The organism is Bradyrhizobium sp. ISRA436, assembly GCF_029910015.1.
Lineage (GTDB): Bacteria > Pseudomonadota > Alphaproteobacteria > Rhizobiales > Xanthobacteraceae > Bradyrhizobium.
The window spans coordinates 807,614-828,662 of sequence record NZ_CP094519.1; the positions used below are offsets into that span (position 1 = coordinate 807,614).

Genomic DNA, 21,049 nt, shown 5'->3' on the forward strand with positions numbered 1-21,049 from the left:
CTATTCGCTCCGGCTCGCCAATGCATTGACCGCGGCAACCGTGATCGCCGAGCCGCCGAGGCGTCCCTCGACCGTCAGGGCGGGTGCGGGCGGATCGGCCATCAACGCAGCCTTGGATTCGGCGGCGCCGACAAAGCCGACCGGGCAGCCGATGATTGCCGCCGGCCTTGGGCAATCCCGCTGCTCCAGCATGTTGAGCAGATGGAACAGGGCGGTCGGCGCGTTGCCGATGGCGACGATGGCGCCGACCAGATGCGGCCGCCACAGCTCGAGCGCCGCCGCGGAGCGCGTGTTGCGCATGGATTGCGCGAGCGCAGCAACGGCTGGGTCACCAAGCGTGCAGATGACGGCGTTGCCGGCCGGCAGGCGTGCGCGCGTAATTCCTTCCGACACCATCCGTGCGTCGCACAGGATCGGCGCGCCGTTCTGCAGGGCGGCTCGCGCGGCGATGGCCATGCCGGGCGTGAAGCGGATATGCGCCTCAAGCCCCACCATGCCGGCAGCATGGATCATGCGCACAACCACCGGCTCCTCGTCCGACGTGAAGCGGGCGAGGTCGGTCTCGGACCGGATGGTGGCAAAGGATTGCCGATAGATCGCGGCCCCGTCGGTCTCATAGGTGTGTGGCATCAGCAGCCTCCCACCAATGCGGAGGGATCGGCGACGATGCTCGCGCCGCTCAGTCCGCGCCTCACAGGCGCATCTCGCGTCGAGCCGTTTCGGACAAGGTCAAAACCCTCGCGTGTTGCAACGAGCGTGATCGTGGCCGGACCGGAATGCGCACAACCCTTGGCGCAGCCGGAGACGTGGAGCCGGGCGTCGGGCGGGATATGGGGTGCAAGCGCAGATGCCAAAGTGCGCGTATCGGCATGGGCCTCACGGCAGCGCGGCGCACCGCTGCAGGTGATCGCGCGCAGCGCCGGATCGTCGGCCCGTGTGATGAGGTCAGTATCGTGGGGCATGTCGCGCATCCCTTCCGCCAGCAGCATCCGCCACGGCGTCAAGCGAAGCGCTTGTGCGTTAGCAGCGAGACGGCGCAGCGTTCCATGCGGCATTTGACCGAATGCAACCCCGACCATCGTGCCCGGCGCATAAAGACCGGGAGACGGGTCGGCCGCGCGAGGCGCCGGTTCGGCATCGCCGCCAAGCGCATCGGGCAGGCGTGCGCCCGTGGCAATATGGGCTGCCATCCGCCGCCTGTCGCCGTTGGCGCCGCCCGAGGCGACGAACCATTCGGCCAGCGCGAGTGCGACCGGCACGGCCTCGCTCCGTGTGACACAACGGCCGAACCTAGCACCATCGGCGCGCACCAACAGCTTGCCGGCGGGATCGCGCTCGATCCGGACGTCAGCAGACGCTCCGGCCAGCACCCGCGCGTGGCCGTCATCGACTGCAAAGCCAAACTTGGTCGGAAGCTCGAGCGAAGCGCCGACAAGAGCGAGCTCGAGTTCGGCTGCGAGCGCGCAACTATCATCACCTTCGGTCCAGAACGGCGTCACCAGAACATTACGCTGCGCTTCGGTCTCGGCATCAGGATCGAGCAATCCGAGCCGCGCGAGCCCGTCGAGCAAGGGCGGGTGGCCGCGATCGCCGACGCCGCGGATCTGGAGGTTGGCGCGGCTGGTCAGATCGATCAGCCCGTTGCCATATTGCCTGGCTAGGTCAGCGATCCCCGCTGCCTGCGTAGCGTCCAGCCGTCCACCGCGCGGGCGAATGCGTAGCACGAGCCCGTCGCCCGACTGCATCGGTCGCAGCGCGCCAGGGCACCATCCTTTGATGGCCATGGCGCTCATGAGGCCTCCCGCAGCGCGGCCGCGATCGAATTGCGCCGCGTCTTCCAGAGTGCGGCCTCATGCAATCGCGTAAAACATGTTTCCATCGCGGCCAACGCTGCTGGATTCTCGCGCGCCATGAATGCGCGAACGTCGCCGTTGCCCAGCGTCGCATCATAATAGAGATCGAACAGATGCGGCGGCACCGCGCCGGCAAGGTGGGCAAAGGCCGCCATGTGTTCGAGCGTCGCGGTGATCTCGGCCGCGCCGCGAAAGCCGTGACGCATCATCCCCGCGATCCAGGCCGGGTCGGCGGCGCGCGCGCGCACCACCCGCGAGATCTCCTCGGTCAGCAACCGGGCATGCGGCTGATCCGGCCGCGTCGCGTCGAGGTGATAGAGCGATGGAGCCTTCGCGCCGACGCGCTGGGCCGCCGCGGCGACGCCGGCCTCATGCGCGGCATAGTCCGCCGCAAGCAGCAGATCGGTCTCCGGCAGATCCTGGGTATGGACAAAGGCATCGGCCGCGGCGAGCCTGGCCTCGATGCCGGCGCGGTCCGGCCGCATTTCGCCATCGGCGGCGAATGCAAAGGATGATGCCGACAGCCAGGCTTCCCCGGCGGCTTCGCGGGATTCCTGTGTGAAGACATCCAGCGTCGAACCGGCCCCAACCCCATATTGCCCCGGACGAGGTCCGAACACGCGCGAGACGCGCCGCGTATAGGGATTTTCGTCGCCTTCCTCGCGGCGCTCGGACAGCGCCTCGGCCGCGGCCTCGAACAACTGGGCGAGACCTGAGAAGACGTCGCGGAACAGCCCCGACACGCGCAGCGTGACGTCGATGCGCGGCCGGCCGAGCTCTGCCGGCGCGATGATGTCGTAGCCCGAGACCCGGCCCGAGGCGTGATCCCAGCGCGGCGCGAGCCCGGCGAGACGCAGGGCCATCGCGAAATCCTCGCCGGCGGTGCGCATCGTCGACGAACCCCAGAGATCGACGACGAGGCCTTTCGGCCAGTCGCCGTGGTCTTGCAGATGACGGCGCAACAATTCCTCGGCAAGCTTGACGCCTTGCGCATGCGCCGACGGCGTCGGCACCGCGCGCGGGTCGACCGCATACAAATTGCGTCCGGTCGGCAGCACGTCGCCGCGCCCGCGATACGGCGAGCCCGAAGGCCCCGGCGCAACGCGCCGGCCGGAAAGCGCATCGCGCAGCGCACGCTTCTCCGCCTCGCCGCACGCGCCCTGGCCGAACACATGCAGGCCGTCGCCGAACTGGCTTTCCTTGAGATCGCAGACGAAGCGATCGATCTGTGGAATGGCTTCGGCCGCCGAGACCGATGCGGCGAGACCGAGATCGTCCTCCAGCCCGGCGAGCCGCGCTTCCTCGCGGATATCAGCAATCAGGCGCTGGCGCCGCGTGGGATCGAGGCCGTCGGCGGTCGAATATTCATCAAGCAACTGTTCGAGCCGGCGCAGGCTCTCCGGCAATGCGGCGTTCGTTAGCGGCGGCGGCAGGTGGCCGATCGTGACCGCGCCGATCCTCCGCTTGGCCTGAGCCGCTTCGCCGGGATCGTTGACGATGAAAGGATAGATCACCGGCAGATCGCCGATCAGCGCCTCCGGCCAGCAGCAGGATGACAATGCGACCGATTTGCCCGGCAGCCATTCGAGCGTCCCATGCGCGCCCATGTGCACGATGGCGTCGATACCCTGCTGCCTGAGCCAGAGGTAAAACGCGACATAGGCGTGGCGTGGCGTACGCGAGAGATCGTGATAGTCGGCGTCACGCTTGCCGACGTCGCCGCGCTCCGGCTGAACGGCGATGAAGGATTTACCGCATCGTATCGCCGCGAATTGAAATTCGCCGCTGTGGCAATCGGGATCATGCTCCGGCGCGCCCCAGGCGTTCGCGAGGTCGTCCTGAAGCTGGCGCGGAAGGCCGGCCAGCGACGCGCGATAGTCGGCGACGCTCCATGTCAATTTCTGCTGCGGCAGAACCTCGCCGAGTGACTCCACCGCCTCGACGTCGAACCCGGCGACCGCGAGATCGGACAGCAGCACATCGACGGAGGCGAGGGCATCGAGGCCGACCGCATGCGCGATCTGGTGGGGGCGGCCAGGATAGTTCGAGAGCACGACAGCGAGCCGTTTCTCGTGCGTCGGCTTATTCGCGAGCCGGTGCCAGGCGGCGACGCGCGCGGCCACAGCGGTGACACGCTCGTCGTCCGGCCGGTGCGCAAGACGCGCAAACTGGAGATCGGGATCGCGCTCGCCGGGAGACTTGAAGCTCACGACGCCCGCAAACACGCGGCCGTCGACCTCCGGCAGCACCACGTGCATCGCCAGATCGCCGGGGGAAAGACCGCGAAGTGACTCCGCCCAATCGTCGCGCCGCGCTGTCGACAGGGCGACCTGGAACACCGGGCAGGATGCGGAATCGAACGGCGTCGTACCGTCGTCGCCGACCGCGGAGAAGGCGGTCGCGTTGACGATGGCGGCGGGAGGGCACTGTGCAAACTGGGTGCGCACCCAATCGGCGACGCCCGCTGCCTTCAGCGAGCTGACGAACACGCCGTAAGCATCAAAGCCCTTCTGCCGCAGCGCGCCGATCAACGCGTCGACCGGCGCCGTGTCACCGGCCGCGAGATAGGAACGATAGAAGGTCACCAGCGCCCGCGGCCGGTTGTCTGGCGCCGGCAGTGTCGCGACGGCACCGAGCCCGGGATCGTAGACTCCGATCTCCGGAAGATCGATCTCGCCGACGACCGGGCCGGCATAGAGCCCCGACGCCAGCGCGAGCTGGGAGATCACGGCCTGCGCCGCAACGGGACCACCCTTGTCGCAGAGCACCTTGAGCCGTCGCAGCGTGGAGACCGGCAGGGTAGAGAATTCATCCAGCCGCAGGTCATCCCGGCCATCCGCCGGCAGCACCGCAAATGCGATGTTGCGCTCTCTTGCCAGGCGATGCAGCGCGGCCAGCCCATATGACCAGTAGGGTTCGCCGCCGATCAGGCGCACGAGAATGCCGCGCGCCTGCGACAATGTCCGTTCGATATAGGTGTCGACCGACAGGGGGTGGCGCAGGTCCGCCAGATTCGCGAGCCGCAACGACGGCAGCGACCCGCAGCCGCGCCGCCAGCCGGATGCGAACGCGGCAAGATCGCTGTCGGAAAACGAGAGCACCGCGAGCTCGGCCGGATCCTGGCCGAGGTCCCTTGGTGTCGCGGTCTCGTCAAGACCGCGGCTCTCGCGGAAGACGACGTGCATCAGACACCAAGTCGCGCCCTGATGGCGGCCTCATCGATATCGCCGTGTTCGCCGATCACGACCAGCTTCGACTGCCTCGGCCGCACGCCCCAGGGCACGTCGAACTGATGCCTCACGCGTTCGCCGACCGATTGCACCAGCAGGCGCATAGGCTTGCCCGCGATCGCGATATAGCCCTTGGCGCGCAGCACATTCTGCTCGCGCGCCAGTCCCTTGATCGATGCGACCAGCGCATCGACATCGGAGACTTCCGGGAGGTCGATCACCACGGAATTGAAATCATTGTGTTCGTGCTCGTCCTCGCCATCGTGGTGGGATGGACGCGCCGCCAAGTCGTCCTCCGCCGCGGCCTCGAGACCCAGGATCACGCGGGCGTCGACCGCGCCGTCGACGACGGGCAACATCGGCACCTGCCGCGGCATTTCGGCCGCGATCGCCAGCCTGGCGGCTTCGAGGCCCTCGGAGCCAGCGAGATCCGCCTTGGTCAGCAGCACGATGTCGGCGCAGGCGATCTGATCCTCGAACACCTCAGACAGCGGTGTCTCGTGGTCGAGACTGTTGTCAGCCGCGCGCTGCGCGTCGACCGCGACCGGGTCGGGCGCAAAGCGGCCGGCGGCGACGGCCTCCGCATCGGCCAGTGCGATCACGCCGTCGACCGTGATCCGCGAACGGATCTCCGGCCAGTCGAACGCTTTAAGCAGCGGCTTCGGCAGCGCGAGCCCCGATGTCTCGATCACGATGTGGTCGGGTCTCACGCGGCGCGCGAGCAATTGCTCCATCGCCGGGATAAAATCGTCGGCGACAGTGCAGCAGATGCAGCCATTGGCGAGTTCGACGATGTTCTCGCTCGGACAATTGGCGTCGGCACACGACTTCAGGATTTCCCCGTCGACGCCTTCGCGGCCGAACTCGTTCACCAGCACCGCCAGCTTCTTGCCGTTGGCGTTCTTGATCAGATGCTGGATCAGCGTCGTCTTGCCAGATCCGAGAAAGCCGGTGACGACGGTGACGGGCACCTTGGTAAGCGTGTTCATTCTGCGGCCTCTGGCACAACGGCTACGGGTGGAATGCGGGCGAGCGATTGCTTGCGAAAGATTTCCGGACGGCTGCGCCACGGCACGATGCCGTCGGGTGCCGCGGCATAGGCGGACGCACCCGCGATCACATCCGTCGCATTTGCCGCGGACAGGCGGCCATAGACATAGGACCAACGCCCCGGCGCACTGAGCGCGACCGAGCAACCCTGGCTGCACGCCGACAGACATTCGACCGGAACCAGATTGACGCCATCAGGCACGCCGGCGTCGAGAATCGCCGCATGCAGCCGCGCGCCGGGCGTGGTCTCACCTTCCGCGAGCGTCTGGCCGGCACGGCAGGTGATGCAGACATGAAGTGTAACGCTCATCGCCCTTCCTGACTGACAGCGGGAGGCGATGAGGCACACGAACCGATCGATGGAAAGGTTCGTTCCCCGTCGCGGAACACCCCGTCCGCTGGTCTCAACTGCTGCGCTGGCAGGTCTCCCGGCTTGCGGAGCAGGGGGCTTCCCTTCGATCCCCGCCTTCCCGATTCCGTTGGGAATCAGTGGCTTTGGGCATCTCTCCGGTCACGGTCGCGGGGGCGGCTGCGCTTTGGGCCGACTTGAGCCCTATCGCATTCCCTCTTCGCCTGTCGTAGGACAGGCACCAACGCAGGGCCCACCATTCGTCCAAGCCCGGAACTTGTCAAGCCGAAGGAACGTCAGATGATGTCTGAACGAGACGCCGCCGAGGACGAAGCCGGTGGCTCCGAGGCCGCGCTGGAAGCCCGCCATGCCGCCAAGATGGCCAAGAAGAAGGTCGCCCGTGATCGAATCATGGCCACCAAGAGCGGTGAGAAGGGACTGATCATCGTTCATACCGGGGCCGGGAAGGGAAAATCATCCTCCGCCTTCGGCATGATCGTCCGCTGCGTGGCACACGGCTTTCCCTGCGCCGTGGTGCAATTCATCAAGGGCGCCTGGGATACCGGCGAACGCCGCCTGCTGACCGGGCATTTCGGCGACCTCTGTCAATTCCACGCGATGGGTGAAGGCTTCACCTGGGAAACGCAGGATCGTGCGCGCGATATTGCCGCCGCGCAAGCCGGCTGGGAGAAGGCCAAGCAACTGATTTCCGATCCAAGCTTGCGTATGGTCGTGCTCGACGAGATCAACATCGCGCTCCGTTACGATTATCTGGCGATCGCCGATGTCGTCGATTTTCTGAAGACGTCAAAGCCGCCGATGACGCATGTCGTGCTCACCGGGCGCAACGCCAAGGAGGAGTTGATCGAGATCGCCGACCTCGTCACCGAGATGACGCTTGTGAAGCATCCGTTCCGGTCCGGCATCAAGGCCCAACCGGGCGTCGAGTTCTGACAGCATAGCCGGGCACGCAAAGGCGATGGCGCGCACATTGATGATCCAGGGGGCGGGCTCGGACGTCGGCAAGTCGCTGATCGTTGCGGGCCTCGCGCGCGCGGCGAAGCGGCGCGGCCTGCGCGTGCTGCCCTTCAAGCCGCAGAACATGTCGAACAACGCGGCCGTGACCGTCGATGGCGGCGAGATCGGACGCGCGCAGGCGCTGCAGGCACTTGCCGCCGGCGTCGAACCGCATACCGACATGAACCCGGTGCTGCTGAAGCCGGAGAGCGATGTCGGCGCCCAGATCATCGTGCAGGGCAAGCGCGCCGCAACGGCGCGCGCCCGGGAATATGCCGCGATGAAGCCCTCATTGATGGATGCCGTGCTGGAGAGTTTCGCGCGGCTGAAGGATCGCGCCGATCTCGTGCTGGTCGAAGGGGCCGGCAGTCCTGCGGAAGTCAACCTGCGCAAGGCCGACATCGCGAATATGGGCTTTGCCCGCAAGGCCGAGGTCCCGGTCGTGCTGATCGGCGACATTGATCGCGGCGGCGTCATTGCGCAACTCGTCGGCATCAAGGCGGTGATCGATCCTGAGGACGCCGCGATGATCCGTGGCTTCGTCATCAACAAGTTTCGCGGCGATCCAACGCTGTTCGATGACGGCTACCGGCTGATCGAAGCCCGCACGTCATGGCGCGGGTTTGGCGTGCTGCCTTACTTCGTCCGCGCTGGCGAGCTTCCGGCCGAAGATGCGCTTGGGCTCCGCGAGGCGCGCAAGCCCGGCCAGTGCAAGATCGCGTTTCTTGCGCTGTCACGCATCGCCAATTTCGACGATCTCGATCCGCTGAAGCTCGAACCGGGCGTCGATCTCGTGATGGTGCGTCCCGGCGACGCCATTCCGGGCGACGCCAGGCTCGTCATCGTGCCCGGCTCGAAATCGACGCGCGGCGATCTCGCCTTCCTGCGCGCACAGGGCTGGGACATCGATCTTCTGGCACATCATCGCCGCGGCGGGCATGTGTTGGGGCTGTGCGGCGGATACCAGATGCTCGGACAGAGCGTGGCCGACCCCGACGGGATCGAAGGCTCCGCCGGCGAAACGCGCGGCCTCGGACTTCTTGATGTTGCGACCGTCATGACCGAGCAGAAGACGCTGACGCGCGTCGACGGCGTCCGTGCCGCCACCGGTCAACCGATCAGCGCCTATGAGATCCACATTGGGCGAACCGACGGCCCGGATCGGGCCCGGCCGTTCGCGTTTGTTGACGGCGCGCCGGAAGGCGCTGTGTCCGGCGATGGACGCGTCCACGGCAGCTATCTGCACGGCCTGTTCGCGTCAGACGATTTCCGCAAGGCTTTCCTCGCGCAACTCGACATTCCCGCCGCGGATCAGGCGTACGGCGCCAGGGTCGACGGCGCGCTCGATGCGCTCGCCGATCACATCGAAGCCCATCTCGACGTCGACGGGCTGCTTGCATTGGCGCGGTGAATCGTCAGCGCGACAAGATCGCGGCAAGTCGGGACCATTCCGCTTCACTTCCGGGCAGGCCGAGACGCAGCCATCCCGGACGTTGTTCGAAGACGCGTGACCAGATTTGCCCGCGCGCCAGCTTCTCCTGCGCGGCCAGGGCGTCGCCGGTCTCGTAGAGCCGGAACAGGGGCGTGCCGCCGACCAATGTCCAGCCCTGCGATTGGACCATCGCATCGAGCCTGAGGCAATCGCTCGCCAGACGCGTCGACGTCGCCATTTTCCACGCATTGTCGCGCAACGCGCGCCGGCCGATAGCAATCGCGGCACCCGACACCGGCCATGGGCCGGCCATCGCCGCAAGCGCTGCAATCTCCCGCTCGCCGCCAATCGCGAAGCCGAGCCGCAGGCCGGCGAGCCCGTAGAATTTTCCGAACGAACGCAGGATCAGGAGTCCCTCGCGCCCAGCCTCTGATGCAAGCGACAGGCCGGGAACGGCGTCGGCGAAACTCTCGTCGATCACGAGCCGGCCGACGCGCGGCAGCAGCGCCAGCAACTCGCCGCTACCGCGACGTCTTCCGTCCGGATTGTTAGGATTGACGACCACGGCGAGATCGGCACCCGCGAGCGCTTCGAGATCGGACACCTCGGTGACGTCCCAGCTGGAGGCCGAAAGAACTGCGGCGTACTCATTATACGTCGGCGCAAGTATGCGCGCCCGGCCGTTAGACGACACATGCGGCAGCAACTGAATGGCGGCTTGCGCACCACCCAGCGCCACGATCGGCGCATCGGTGGCGTAGGCGTATCGTGCCGCGTCACAGAGCGATTCGATGTCGGTCCGCGACGGCAACGCGCTCCACAGTCGCGGCTCTACGTCGAGCGAGGGATAGGGCTGCCGGTTGATCCCGGTCGACAGGTCGATCCAGTCCTCCGGCCGGCCACCGAAACGTCGCTGCGCGACATCAAGATTTCCGCCATGCTCAGGCATCGAGCCGCTCCCTCACACGAAAGCCAGGATCGCGAGCGCGCCCGTCAACAGCAGCATGGCGCGACGATAGAGTTTCAGTCCCCGGCGGATGTCGGTGGCGCCGGGATCGTGCGCCGCTTCGTTCAGCCAGGGCTCGTTCGCCGTGCTGCCGTGGTAGATGCGCGGACCGCTGAGCCGTACGCGGAGCGCGCCGGCCATGGCGGCTTCCGGCCAGCCGGCGTTCGGCGAGCGATGGCGGCTCGCGTCTCGCAACATGCATGACCACGCCTGCGCGGGCCGCGGAGCGAGCAGCACGAACATCAGGCCGGTGAGGCGCGCCGGGATGAGATTGGCGAGATCGTCGATGCGGGCCGCGGCCCAGCCAAAAGCCTCGTGCCGCGCGGTGCGGTGGCCGATCATGGAATCGAGCGTGTTGATCGCCTTGTAGCCGACAATGCCGGGCAGCCCGAACAGCGCGCCCCAAAACATCGGCGCGACGATGCCGTCGGACGCATTCTCGGCCAGGCTCTCGATCGTCGCGCGCGCAATGCCGGCATCATCAAGCGTTGCGGGATCGCGTCCGACGATGCGCGAAACCGCCGCACGCGCACCGGCAACATCGCCGGATTCGAGCGGACTTGCGACCGCAGCGACATGGTCGTGAAGCGAGCGCAAGGCAACCAGCGGCCATGCCAGAATTCCGACCAGGACAATGCGGGTCCAGCCAGTGGGGAGCACGATCTCAATCGCCCAAGCGAGTCCCGCTGCCGCCGCGATCACCAGAGTTGCGGCCGCGATACCTGCCGCGCGACGCAGCGCGGGCGGAGCAGATGTCCGGTTCCAGCCGGTGTCGACGGCGCTGATCAGCCGGCCAAGCCAGGTCACGGGATGGCCGACGCGCGCGAACAGCCACGCCGGCCAGCCGATCAGAGCATCCACAACCATGGCCACCGCCATCGCTCCCGCAAAGCTCACGCACCATCTCCCGCCTCGACCTCTCCTGATGCGCAAGACCCCGCGTGAGCGCAAGCCCTGCGCGACCGATTTCGGCTTTGTCTTTCACCGCGTTTGGTGATTAGTGCTGGCCCGACAGGAGATCATGATGGCCGTCATTCTGATAACGGGCGGAGCTCGATCGGGAAAAAGCCGGCGCGCCGAGCTCCGCGCGCGCTCGTTTTCCGGGCAGCCCGTTTATATTGCCACGGCAGAAGCCCTCGATGCGGAGATGGTTGAGCGCATCGCGAGCCACCGCGCGCGGCGAGGCAACGACTGGATCGAACGGGAGGTGCCGCTCGACCTCGTCGAGGCACTGGTCGAGACCGACGGTGGCGCCGCTAGGCTTATCGATTGCCTCACGCTGTGGCTCTCAAACCTCCTTCATGCGGAGCGCGACTGGTCACGGGAGATTGATCGCCTTGCTGCCGCGCTGCCGCGCCAGCACAGCCCTGTCGTCATGGTGACCAACGAGGTCGGCCTCGGCATCGTGCCCGACAATGCGCTCGCGCGGGCCTTTCGCGATGCTGCCGGCCTCATGAATCAGACCATTGCCGGCGTGGCAGACGAGGTGGAATTTGTCGTGGCAGGCTTGCCGATGAAGCTCAAATGAGGCATCGCATCGCGCCTCGCAAAAGCCCGGCGTGCCCGATCGGTGATATGCTTGGTGCGTTCGCGCGGCTTGGCAGGATCACAATCCCGCTGCTGGCTGCTCTCCTCAAGACCGGACGACGATCCTGATGATCTCATTCGACGATACGTTTCGCCGGCAACTGCACGAATTGTTCGTGTGGCGCCGCGACGTGCGACGTTTTCGACGAGATCCGCTGCCGGCCGGCACCCTGGAGCGGCTGATCGAGACGGCCTGCCTGTCGCCGTCGGTCGGGCTGAGCCAGCCGTGGCGGTTCGTCATCGTCGAGGACAAGCCGAGGCGCAGCGCGGTGATCGAGGACTTCAGGGCTTGCAATGCAGATGCCCTGCAATCCTATTCGGGTGAGCGCGCAGCAAAGTATGCGGCGCTCAAGCTGTCGGGCCTGGAGGAGGCGCCGGGCCATCTGGCCGTATTTGCGGAAAAGACGAGCAGCATTGGTTCGGGCCTCGGACGCGCGACGATGCCCGAAACCACCGAATATTCGGTCGTCGCTGCCATCTGCTCGATGTGGCTTGCTGCCCGTGCGGAAGGCATTGGGCTGGGCTGGGTGTCGATCCTCAATCCAGCGCGCGTTAACGACATTCTCGAGGTGCCGGAGTCCTGGAAGTTCATCGGCTATCTCTGTATCGGTTATCCCGAGGCAGAATGTGACCGGCCGGAGCTCGAACAGGCGAAGTGGGAATCGCGACGAAGCTCGGGCGAGTTCACTGTTCGACGCTGAGATCCTGCTTCGAGGCCACGACACTGTTCTCGCCAGTGGAGATGCACTAAGATGCCCGACCGAGGAGACCTCCCATGGACGGCGGTGTTTGTTGGCGCGACGACATCGCGTCCCTGGTCTTCCCGATCCGGGAGCATGCCGCAATCTGCGCAGTCCATCGGGGAGCGTTCCGGACACTGCTCCGCACGGATCCGACGCCGGATGCCTGCCTCGGCTATTTCGAACGCTTCGAAAATGCATTCAGAGCGGCGGCGAGTGCCAAGATTGCACGCAAGCGCGTTCCGGCGGGCACCAATTTGCATCTTACTAGTCGCGACATCGCTCGAAAGCTGCTAGAAGGCGGTCACATCGAACGCGGAGAATAGCCATGAGCCAGTCCCAGGTCACGCATTTGCCGGTCGCCGCCGGCCAGCAGGTGGGACGGCTCACCCAATCCCTGATGGCGATGATGCTCGGCTTGTTCATTGTTGGGGTTGTCGGGTTCTCGCATATCGACGTGATCCACAACGCCGCGCACGACGTGCGCCATTCGAACGCGTTCCCCTGCCACTGATTGGGGTGGCATGAGTACCTTTCGCGCGATTGTGTTTTCGTCGGTCATTGCCGGTTTCATCGTTGGTCTGATCGTCACGGTCGCGCAGCAGTTCGGTACGGTGCCGCTGATATTAAGAGCCGAAGTCTTCGAGACGGCGGCGGAGCACCAGCATGAGGCCGCTGCAGGGGCGCAGCAGGCGGCCGCTGGCCACGATCACGCGGATCACGATCACGGCGCAGCGGCATGGGAGCCGCGGGACGGATTGGAGCGCAACGCCTACACGGCTGCCGCGAACATCCTGACCGCGATCGGCTTTTCGCTTCTGCTCGGCGGCTTTTTTGCGGTCCGCAGCGGCGCGACCGGCGAGCCGACCTCATGGCACCAGGGGTTGATGTGGGGGCTGGCAGGTTTTGCCGTGTTTACGATTGCCCCAGGGCTTGGGTTGCCACCCGAATTGCCGGGTGTGCCCGCGGCTCCGCTGCTCTCGCGTCAGATTTGGTGGGTGACGTCGGCGCTGGCGACTGCCGCGGGCCTCGGGCTGATCGTCTTTCGGCGGTCCATCGCGGCCGCAATCGCGGGCGTGATCCTGATCATGTTACCCCACTTGATCGGCGCGCCCGAGCTGGAGCACGTCGAGACGAACGTTCCAGCCTCGCTGTCCCATCAGTTTGTGGTCGCGGTCACACTAACGAGCCTGCTCTTTTGGTCCATGTTGGGGAGTCTGACGAGCGTCGCGTTTGCTTATTTCGACCGCTCCGGCCATTTGCGTGACTCGTGACTGAAGTGAAGCGCGCGTCATGTCGGCGCGCATGACAATCCAGCAATCACGTTGAATTGACAGTTGGGTTATGAGCTCTTATTCGCTTCGCTGACGGTTCTCCTTCGGGAGATCAAAAGGGAATGCGGTGCGGGCGTCAGCCCAAGGCCGCAGCTGTCCCCGCAACTGTAAACGGCGAGCCTTTCGTCAATGTGCCACTGGGCCAAGCTGCCCGGGAAGGCGTCGACAGGCGATAACCCGTGAGCCAGGAGACCTGCCGTCAGTCGTGGTCACACGCGAGCACATCGGGCGGGGGCGTCCTGGTGGGGGGTTGGCGCATTGCCTTTCGGGTATGCGGTGTCCGCGTTCGCGGTGACGTGCCACGTTAACCGCGAGTCTTTTCATGTCCGGATCTTCCTCCATCGCGCTTGGATGGCGCCTTGGCCTCGTTTGCTCATTGTCATCGCTGCTGTTGCCGGCTGAAGGCTGGGCGCAGACCGCTCCGTCAACCAGGCTGGATCCGATCGAGGTCTCGCCTCCCGCCGCCGCAAAGCCGAAGCGTTTTGTGCGAAACAGCACCGTCGCCGCGCGGTCGCGGCCGAGGCCGGCAACAAATCCGGGAGCGCACGGGACATCGGAATCAGCCGCGTCGTCCGCATGGGCATCACCGACGCTCAATGCCACCAAGCCGGAGGGAACTGGCAGCCGCCTCAATCTCACGCCGCTGCAGACGCCAGCCAGTGTCGAGGTCATCTCGTCGGAGACCGTCGCCGAACGCGGTCAGCATAATGTGATCGATGCCGTCACTCAGAACGCGGCCGGCTTCATCGCAACGCCCGCTCCCGGCAATGGCGGCCTGTCGTTCAGCACCCGCGGCTTCGCCGGCAGCAATTCGGTGATGACGTTGTATGACGGCACGCGCTTCTATATCGGCTCCGGAACCCTGACGTTCCCATACGACACCTGGTCGACGCAACGCATCGAGGTGCTGCGCGGTCCGGCCTCGGTGCTGTACGGCGAAGGCGCGATCGGCGGCGTCATCAACGTGATCCCGAAAAAGCCGCTCGCGACGCCCTACAACGAAGCCGAGGTCTCGCTCGACAGCAACATGACGCGGCGGCTTGCGGTCGACAGCACCGGTCCGATCAATCCCAATGTATCGTACCGCGTCAATGCCACCGGCAACATGTCGGACGGCTGGGTCGATCGCGACAAGACCTCGAATGCGGTGGTCTCCGCCGCTGTGCGGGTGCAGGCGTCCGACAATCTCGTCTTCACGCTCTCCGAGGACTATGGCGACCGCAGCCCGTCGCGCTATTTCGGCACGCCGCTGATCAACGGCACAATCCGGGATGCGCTGCGCTTCAAGAACTACAACGCCTCGGACAGCACCATCCGCTATCAGGACAGCTGGACCCAGTTCAAGACCGAATGGGACGTCGCCGACGGCGTAAAGGCCAACAATACGCTCTATTATCTGACCAGCGAGCGGCACTGGCGCGACATCGAAAACTACACCTGGAACCCGAAGACGCAGCTGATCGATCGCTCCAGCTATATCGAAATCTTCCACGACCAGAAGCAGCTCGGCAACCGGATGGACACGACCTTCAGCGGGCACATCGTCGGCCTCGCGAACCAGTTCGTTGCCGGGTTCGACGTCAACCGGATCGACTTCACCCACACCAACAACTCGCCCTATGGCGGTGCGTCGTCGGTGAATCCTTATGTCTTCGATCCCGGATCGTTCTTCGCGACAACGACGGCGACCGCGCCGGGCTTCAACGCGATCGTCAATCAATACGCGCTGTTCGCCGAGGACCGGCTCTCGCTGACCAATCAGTTGTCACTCGTCACTGGCGTCCGGTATGATCGTCCCGAAGTCGATCGCACCGATGACAAGGTGCCATCGAACAGCTTCGACGTTTCGCTGTCGGGCACCAGCTGGCGCGCCGGCCTCGTGTATGAGCCGATCAAGAACCTCGCGTTCTATGGTCAATATGCGGTCGGCGTCGATCCCGTCACCAATCTCATCTCGCTGCCGACCACGCAAAAGACCTTCCAGCTCGCCACCGGCAAGCAGACCGAGATCGGGGTCAAGCAGTCGTTTTGGGGCGGCCGCGGCGAATGGACGTTGGCTGCCTATGAAATCGTCAAGACCGGCCTGACGATTCCCGATCCAAGCAATCCCACCGGCCTGGCGCTGCAGATCGGCCAGCAATCATCCCGCGGGATCGAGGGATCGATCGGGCTCGCGCTGAACGACGGCTGGCGCCTCGACACCAACCTAGCGCTGCTGCGCGCCAGATACGACAACAACAGCCAGGTGGTCGGCGGGAGGATCGTGAGCTATGACGGCAATCTTCCGGTCAACGTGCCGCAGCAGGTCTCCAACATCTGGCTCACCTGGGACTTCGCGCCCAACTGGTCGGTCTATGGCGGCGTGCAATTCGTTGGTCAGATGTACTCCGATCTTGCCAACACCCAGTTGCGGCCGGGCTACAACGTGGTCAACGGTGGTATCAGGTGGAAGCCCGATGACCGCACCACAGTCGCGTTTCGTGTCTACAATCTGTTCGACAAGGTTTACGCGGTGACCTCGAACGGTACAGGGCAGTGGCTCCTGGGCATGCCGCGCACCGCGGAACTGTCCGTCAACTTGAAGTTCTGAGCATGCGCAGCGCGTTGATCCGGCGCGGACGGCGATGGCTCTATGTCATCCATCGCTGGATCGGCATCGCGACATGCCTGCTGTTCGCGATGTGGTTCATCTCCGGCCTTGTGATGATGTACGTGGCCTTTCCGCGCCTCACCGACCGGGAGCGCCTCGCCGCGCTTCCCGTCATTGCCTGGAACAAGGTGCAGATCGCACCGGATCGCGCCATGGCGATCGCAGGTATGGAGCATTATCCGCGCGACCTGCGCCTCTCGATGATGTCTGACATGCCGATCTATCGGGTGACCGGGTGGGGGCAGCACCCGATCACCATTTCAGCAACCGATGGCAGCGTCATTGACCGGATCACGGCGGACCAGGCCCTTGCGATTGCCGGCCATCACCCTCATGCGGCGCAGCCGCATTTGCTCGACACCGTGACGCGCGATCAATGGTCCGTCACGGTGCGGTTCGATCCCTTGCGGCCGTTCTATCTGATCGCGCTCGGCGATCGTGACGGCACCGAGCTTTACGTCTCGTCCCGCACCGGCGAGATCGCGCTCGACACGACGCGGCAGGAGCGCGTCTGGAACTGGCCCGGCGCGATCCCGCACTGGATCTATCCGACTGTCCTGCGCAAGGACGGTCCGCTGTGGCGGCAGGTCGTGCTGTGGATCTCAGGCATATGCCTCGTCGTGGCGGTCACCGGCTTCTGGATCGGCATTCTCCGGCTGCGGCTGACGCGCCGTTACGCGCGCCGCGCCGTCTCGCCGTATCGCGGCTGGATGGCCTCGCACCACATCGCCGGCCTGATCGGCGGCATCTTTGTGTTCACCTGGATGTTCAGCGGCTGGCTGTCGCTCAATCCCGGAGAGGCATTCTCCCGCCGCGGCATCACCAGGGATATCGCCGCCAGATATAGCGGGCACGACGCGCTTGACATCGCCACCAGCTTCCAATCGACAACCTCGACGGCGGCCGTGGAGGCGAAATTTGTCTGGGTCGGTGGGCGGCCGTTGATGGTGCTCGAGGATAACAACGGCCGTCGGAGTCTTGCGGAGCCGACGACGGCCGCGCCGACAACATTATCGCACGATCAGATCATCGAAGCCGCGCGCCGCGCAATCTCCGACGCGACGATGGCGTTCTCGCGTCGGATCGATGTATCAGACGCCTACTGGTACACGCTCCACCATGAGCGCGAGTTTCCCGTCTTGCGGATCGGCTTCGCCGATCCCGTCCACACCTGGCTGCACATCTCTCCCGCCACCGCCGAGATCCTCGATCGCAGCGATGATGGACGCCGCACCTATCGCTGGCTCTTCAACGCGCTGCACAGCCTCGATTTTCCGCTGCTGCTGCGCTGCGCCCCATCGCGCGACATCGTGGTCTGGCTGCTCTCGCTGATCGGCACGATCGTGTCGATCAGCGGCATTGTGATCGGCTGCCGACGGCTGCGACGGCGTCTGGCGCCCGCAGGCGATCGAGACCGGCCGTAAGGCATGCAGCGCGACGCCTAAAGCGCGATGAGATTGCGTTGAATCGTCATCGCGCTTTACCTTCTCGTTTAAGCATGGTCTTTTCGGAAAACCACTTCACACTTTTCCGGATCATGCTCTAGGCAGTGTGGACTCTAAGGATTCCCTTTTGAGAGCAAATCAGATTCAAGGCTGCTTTTGGGGAGGCAGTCTTGGGTGTGATGGATCGTTTGGTATTGAGCGACGCGGCCTGGGAGCGCATGGCGCCGCTGATCATCGGCCGGCCCGACCAGAAGGGCTCGACCGGGCGAGACAACCGGATGTTCGTGGAAGGTGTGCTTTGGATCGTGCGCACGGGCTCTCCCTGGCGTGATCTTCCGGAGGTGTTCGGGGACTGGAACAGTGTGTTCCGGCGCTTCAGCCGATGGAGCGCCAAGGGTGTTTGGTGGCGGATCTTCGAGGCGATGTCCGATGATCCGGACTTCGAATACCTGATCGTCGATTCCACCATCGTCCGGGCGCATCAGCACGCCGCCGGCGCGAAAAAAGGGGGCCTGAAGATCAGGCGCTTGGCCGCTCGCGCGGCGGCCTGAGCACGAAGATCCATATGGCCGTTCGCGGCTTGGGATGTCCTGTCCGGTTCACGCTCACCGCAGGCCAGAAGGGCGATGCACCGCAAGCCGCTGCGTTAATCGAGGGACTGCCTGCCGAGGTCGTCATCGCCGACACGGCCTATGACGCCGATCATTTGCGCAAACACATCGCCGCCAAAAACGCGCTCGCCGTCATCCCCAACAACCCGTCACGCGCGCTCAAATATCCGCTCGACAAGCATCTCTATGCCCAGCGCCATCTCGTGGAATGCTGCTTCTCCAAACTCAAGCAGTTCCGTCGCGTCGCTACCCGCTTCGAAAAAACCGCCCGAAATTACCGAGCCGTCGTCACTCTCGCTGCCATCGTCCTATGGATGCGATAAGTGTCCACACTGCCTAGGCGCGATTTTCGGTCGCGAACAGGTTCCCTCTCCGAGCTTCCCTTGTGCGGCGGCAGTCTCGTCAACGAATAAATTGCCGGCCCCATCGGGGGGACCTCGCAGAGCTCGGCCGTCATCCGACGCGCAGACAAGTTCCGAAGGCGTTGCGGAGAGTCATTAGAGCCCGGTGCGTAGAAGGGCTCGGGCAATATCAAGCTCGCTGATCGCTTCGCGCAGATACCTTCGCGCCGCGGACTTGTCGCCATCTGCACAAGCCGCGCAGAGCTCATTCAAATAGCGGTTCGCTGCTTCTGCATGCAGGACAAGGTCCGCGGCCTCTTCAAAACTCCGCTCGTGTTTTGCATTCATAATCCCACTCCGGCACACCAAGCCTCTATCGAGACGCAGCCCCGCTGATGAGTTGCAGGACAGGCGGCCAGAAATTGCGGCGGCTGATCGCCTATCATCGCGACCCCCCTGCCGAGAGCTGATTGGCACATCCCCGCACGCCGCAGCTTGGAGCGAATCGTTGTCCGAAGGCCAATAGAGACCAGTGCCAACCGTCTCTCTCTCTCTCTCTCTCTCTCTCTCTCTCTCTATGGCGACCATCTCTCTCCATAAGGACTCGTCAGCGGCTGTAAGTCCCGACCAGATCAGCTTGAGCGAGTGTGTGCTTTTGGGCGGCTTTCCAGATGTCTTCGACGGACATCTTGGGCGCTCGTGACAACGCGTCAACATCCAGCGCGGCAAGCTTAAAATGGTAGTGATGTGTTCCGTGTCCCTTGGGCGGCGCGGGGCCGCGGTAACGCGGTTCGCCGAAATCGTTGACACCCTTTCCCAGTTTCTCCGTTTTCGCGCCGTGGCCAACGCCCTCCGGCAACATCGATCGCTCGCCCATAATGTTGTAGAGACCCCAATGGCGGAACGTACCGGACGGCGCATCGGGATCCTCGACAACCAGCACAAAGCTTTTGGTCTCCGCCGGCGGGTCGGACCACTCCAGAGGCGGAGAGACGTTTTCGCCGTCCGCGGTGTATTTCGTCGGAATCTGATCGCCGTCGCGGAACGCAGGACTTGTCAAGCTGAACGTCATGACCGTCTCCTTCTGCTGTAGTCAATCGTATCGCCGTCGCCAACGGCTTTGCCGCCGCTAACCTCCCTAGAGGTGGCGACGTTCCTTGTCGGTCGGCTGGGAGACGCCGTGCAAGGCGCCGTGCGCCGAGCGCGCCTCAGATCGGCCGAGATCCGCAAGCGCGATCACCCCCACCAGCCGCTTGTCGTGATTGAGTACCGGCAAGCGTCGGACCTGATGCTTGGCCATGATCTGCCCCGCCGCTTCTGCATCATCATCTTCAAAGCAGTACCCGACACCTTCCGACATAACATCGCGAACCGACGTATTTCCCGGCGCGCGGCCATCGGCGACTGCCCGTACCGCGATGTCGCGATCGGTGATCATGCCGATCAGTCGGTCGTTCTCACCGACGGGCAAGCAGCCAATATGCCCTGCGCGCATTTTTCGGGCAACGTCGCGAATCGTCATGTTCGGATCGGCAATCTCTACTTTCCGCTGCATGATTTCGTGTACCTGCATATCTGTCTCCTCAAGCCTGCATCGACGATTTTCTCCGGTTGCCCAATCAACGTCCTGCGCGCCGCCCGGTTTCTGTCGCCGACCCTCGCGCCAAGAGCGCGTCAAGTGAGGTGACTCGATCTCCTCCAGGGAGCCGTTCCGGCATTGGCGCGAATTTTCGAACGAGCAAAGTGTGCTTCGAAGGAACCAAAGGATGGGGCAGGCCGGCAATCCATGAAGAACTGGCACATCGATTGGCTACGACTTCTATTTTGTCCATCTCCCCCGAATATCAACACCCAAATATCGACACTCCAATATCAACACTTCGGAACCTATTCGCGAAAGTCGTATTGGCCCCATGTTGGACCAACGATGGATGAATCCGATGAGCGCGACGGGTCTCGATGTATTCGACAGAACGATCCATCTCACGAACGTATGGTTGGATGAAATGATGGCGTCGCTGCCTCGCGACAAGCAGCTGGCATGGCATGTCCTGGGTGCGGTATTGCGAACGGTGCGCGATCGCGTCCCGCTCAATCTCGCTGTTCATCTTGGAGCGCAACTACCGATCCTGGTGCGCGGTACCTACTTCGAACAGTGGCGGCCGAGCGAGACGCCACGAACGTGGCGCTCGCAAGAGGAGTTCCTTGCGCTCATAACGGCGCAAATGAATTCCGATAAGCCGGTCAATGCGGCCGATGCGGCACGTGCGGTGTTCCGCGTGTTGAACCACCACATCGATCCCAATCAGGCCGAGAAGGTCCGGCATTCGCTGCCCGAGGAGGTTCGTGCGCTATGGCCGGCGCAAGGTGTTTCGTCAGCCGCGTGACGCGCACGAAGCCAAGG

General features: G+C 64.4%; 20 protein-coding genes, 1 pseudogene and 2 riboswitches. Of the genes and pseudogenes, 11 read left to right on the top strand and 10 right to left on the bottom strand.

Annotated features, from left to right (window positions below; all coding sequences use genetic code 11):
- From MTX23_RS03785 to MTX23_RS03805, 5 genes are read right to left on the bottom strand one after another with little or no spacing between them, the layout of a single operon-like run.
- The gene (locus MTX23_RS03785; RefSeq protein ID WP_280975301.1) at positions 1–630 is read right to left on the bottom strand and encodes a precorrin-8X methylmutase; all 630 of its coding nucleotides are present in this window, start codon (positions 628–630) and stop codon (positions 1–3) included.
- The gene (cobG, locus tag MTX23_RS03790; protein ID WP_280975302.1) at positions 630–1,793 is read right to left on the bottom strand and encodes a precorrin-3B synthase; all 1,164 of its coding nucleotides are present in this window, start codon (positions 1,791–1,793) and stop codon (positions 630–632) included. Before cobG ends, MTX23_RS03785 begins: the two co-directional genes overlap by 1 nt.
- Positions 1,790–5,038, bottom strand: coding sequence for a cobaltochelatase subunit CobN (cobN, locus tag MTX23_RS03795; RefSeq protein WP_280975303.1), 3,249 nt, complete (start codon positions 5,036–5,038; stop codon positions 1,790–1,792). Before cobN ends, cobG begins: the two co-directional genes overlap by 4 nt.
- Positions 5,038–6,072, bottom strand: a complete 1,035-nt coding sequence (cobW, locus tag MTX23_RS03800; RefSeq protein ID WP_280975304.1) for a cobalamin biosynthesis protein CobW — start codon at positions 6,070–6,072, stop codon at positions 5,038–5,040. The genes cobN and cobW overlap by 1 nt, the downstream gene beginning before the upstream one ends.
- Positions 6,069–6,443 (bottom strand): DUF1636 domain-containing protein, encoded by a 375-nt coding sequence (locus MTX23_RS03805; protein WP_280975305.1) that lies wholly within the window; start codon positions 6,441–6,443, stop codon positions 6,069–6,071. The genes cobW and MTX23_RS03805 overlap by 4 nt, the downstream gene beginning before the upstream one ends.
- 90 nt (positions 6,444–6,533) lie before the next feature.
- Positions 6,534–6,743, bottom strand: a riboswitch (cobalamin riboswitch).
- A 42-nt stretch (positions 6,744–6,785) separates the two neighbouring features.
- On the opposite strand from MTX23_RS03805, the gene cobO reads away from it, so the two are divergent.
- Entirely contained in the window at positions 6,786–7,436 is a 651-nt protein-coding gene (gene cobO, locus MTX23_RS03810; RefSeq protein WP_280977968.1) for a cob(I)yrinic acid a,c-diamide adenosyltransferase, read from the top strand.
- A 25-nt stretch (positions 7,437–7,461) separates the two neighbouring features.
- Entirely contained in the window at positions 7,462–8,910 is a 1,449-nt protein-coding gene (locus tag MTX23_RS03815) for a cobyric acid synthase (RefSeq protein WP_280975306.1), read from the top strand.
- 4 nt (positions 8,911–8,914) lie between these two features.
- On the opposite strand, the gene cobD is transcribed toward MTX23_RS03815, so the two are convergent.
- Together cobD and cbiB are read right to left on the bottom strand one after the other, a co-directional pair.
- Entirely contained in the window at positions 8,915–9,880 is a 966-nt protein-coding gene (cobD, locus tag MTX23_RS03820; RefSeq protein WP_280975307.1) for a threonine-phosphate decarboxylase CobD, read from the bottom strand.
- Between the two features lie 12 nt (positions 9,881–9,892).
- Positions 9,893–10,834, bottom strand: coding sequence for an adenosylcobinamide-phosphate synthase CbiB (gene cbiB / locus MTX23_RS03825; RefSeq protein WP_280975308.1), 942 nt, complete (start codon positions 10,832–10,834; stop codon positions 9,893–9,895).
- 127 nt (positions 10,835–10,961) lie between these two features.
- On the opposite strand from cbiB, the gene cobU reads away from it, so the two are divergent.
- From cobU to MTX23_RS03865, 8 genes and pseudogenes are all read left to right on the top strand, one after another.
- Entirely contained in the window at positions 10,962–11,465 is a 504-nt protein-coding gene (gene cobU / locus MTX23_RS03830) for a bifunctional adenosylcobinamide kinase/adenosylcobinamide-phosphate guanylyltransferase (protein WP_280975309.1), read from the top strand.
- A 127-nt stretch (positions 11,466–11,592) separates the two neighbouring features.
- On the top strand, positions 11,593–12,225 hold the full coding sequence (gene bluB, locus MTX23_RS03835; protein WP_280975310.1) for a 5,6-dimethylbenzimidazole synthase: 633 nt from the start codon (positions 11,593–11,595) through the stop codon (positions 12,223–12,225).
- A 74-nt stretch (positions 12,226–12,299) separates the two neighbouring features.
- On the top strand, positions 12,300–12,590 hold the full coding sequence (locus tag MTX23_RS03840) for a hypothetical protein (RefSeq protein ID WP_280975311.1): 291 nt from the start codon (positions 12,300–12,302) through the stop codon (positions 12,588–12,590).
- Between the two features lie 2 nt (positions 12,591–12,592).
- The gene (locus tag MTX23_RS03845; protein WP_280975312.1) at positions 12,593–12,778 is read left to right on the top strand and encodes a CbtB-domain containing protein; all 186 of its coding nucleotides are present in this window, start codon (positions 12,593–12,595) and stop codon (positions 12,776–12,778) included.
- A 10-nt stretch (positions 12,779–12,788) separates the two neighbouring features.
- Positions 12,789–13,538 (top strand): CbtA family protein, encoded by a 750-nt coding sequence (locus MTX23_RS03850; protein WP_280975313.1) that lies wholly within the window; start codon positions 12,789–12,791, stop codon positions 13,536–13,538.
- Between the two features lie 77 nt (positions 13,539–13,615).
- Positions 13,616–13,814, top strand: a riboswitch (cobalamin riboswitch).
- Between the two features lie 106 nt (positions 13,815–13,920).
- A complete protein-coding gene (locus tag MTX23_RS03855; protein WP_280975314.1) occupies positions 13,921–16,188 on the top strand; it encodes a TonB-dependent siderophore receptor in 2,268 nt (755 codons plus the stop codon).
- 2 nt (positions 16,189–16,190) lie between these two features.
- Positions 16,191–17,672 carry a PepSY domain-containing protein gene (locus MTX23_RS03860; RefSeq protein ID WP_280975315.1) on the top strand — a complete coding sequence of 494 codons (1,482 nt, stop codon included), beginning with the start codon at positions 16,191–16,193 and terminating at the stop codon, positions 17,670–17,672.
- A gap of 239 nt (positions 17,673–17,911) precedes the next feature.
- Positions 17,912–18,627: pseudogene (locus MTX23_RS03865) on the top strand (IS5 family transposase).
- A gap of 174 nt (positions 18,628–18,801) precedes the next feature.
- On the opposite strand, the gene MTX23_RS03870 reads toward MTX23_RS03865, so the two are convergent.
- From MTX23_RS03870 to MTX23_RS03880, 3 genes are all read right to left on the bottom strand, one after another.
- Positions 18,802–18,993: a hypothetical protein gene (locus MTX23_RS03870; RefSeq protein ID WP_280975316.1), complete on the bottom strand. Its 192-nt coding sequence runs from the start codon at positions 18,991–18,993 to the stop codon at positions 18,802–18,804.
- Between the two features lie 259 nt (positions 18,994–19,252).
- Positions 19,253–19,717, bottom strand: coding sequence for a YbhB/YbcL family Raf kinase inhibitor-like protein (locus MTX23_RS03875; RefSeq protein ID WP_280975317.1), 465 nt, complete (start codon positions 19,715–19,717; stop codon positions 19,253–19,255).
- Between the two features lie 66 nt (positions 19,718–19,783).
- Positions 19,784–20,218 carry a CBS domain-containing protein gene (locus MTX23_RS03880; RefSeq protein WP_280975318.1) on the bottom strand — a complete coding sequence of 145 codons (435 nt, stop codon included), beginning with the start codon at positions 20,216–20,218 and terminating at the stop codon, positions 19,784–19,786.
- A gap of 367 nt (positions 20,219–20,585) precedes the next feature.
- Between MTX23_RS03880 and MTX23_RS03885 the strand changes: the two genes are divergently transcribed.
- Positions 20,586–21,032, top strand: coding sequence for a DUF2267 domain-containing protein (locus MTX23_RS03885; RefSeq protein ID WP_280975319.1), 447 nt, complete (start codon positions 20,586–20,588; stop codon positions 21,030–21,032).
- The last annotated feature ends 17 nt before the right edge of the window (positions 21,033–21,049 follow it).